At 71.0% G+C, this 587-nt stretch carries 1 protein-coding gene; it reads right to left on the bottom strand.

Annotated elements, in window-relative coordinates:
* On the bottom strand, positions 1-552 hold a 552-nt coding region (locus AC1DWF_RS36745), incomplete at its 3' end, for a DUF4011 domain-containing protein (RefSeq protein ID WP_476843357.1).
* Positions 553-587: the final 35 nt, after the last annotated feature.

A 587-nucleotide genomic window follows, 5' to 3' on the forward strand; every position in this document is an offset into this window, starting at 1 on the left:
TTCCCGGAGCGAGAGGTTCTCGACCATCTCCTCGGGGTTGCCACGTACGCGAAATCGATTGCTTACGCCCTCGCGCTCCAGCGTCGCGGGGATGAGGGCCAGCGGCGCCATCCGCTCCGTCTCCGGCGTCGCCGGATCGCGCCAGACGAGGCCGCCGACGGCGAGGTAGAGGCTCGCCACGCCGCTCTCCTCCCGCGCACTGCGGGCATCCGCCATCACGTCGCGCAGGCGGCGCGCCAGTTCCTCCGCCGTCAGACCGACGCGGAGGTTGCTGTCGTGCTGCCATTCCTCGCGGGTGGCCTCGGCCTTTGCCGTGCCGACGCCCTCGGCGCGGCGGCGGCTGCGCTTCGGCCCCTCCGTCTGGGCGTTCGCCGCCTCAAAGCCGAAGGCCCGTCCTGCGGCCAACTGCTCCAGCACGAAGCCCGCATCCTCGTCGTCGATGCGGATCACCGCGCGTGCGCGCCCCTGCGCAGGCAGGCTCAGCAGCCGATTGCGCGTGGAGAGGTCGATCAGGGCGCGGCGTGCCTGCTGGAGCGTATCTGCGATCGTCATCGTCTCAGCCTAGCGCCTGACGCAACCGGTTCTCT

The sequence above is a fragment of the Aminobacter sp. P4_D5 genome (genome assembly GCF_056401815.1).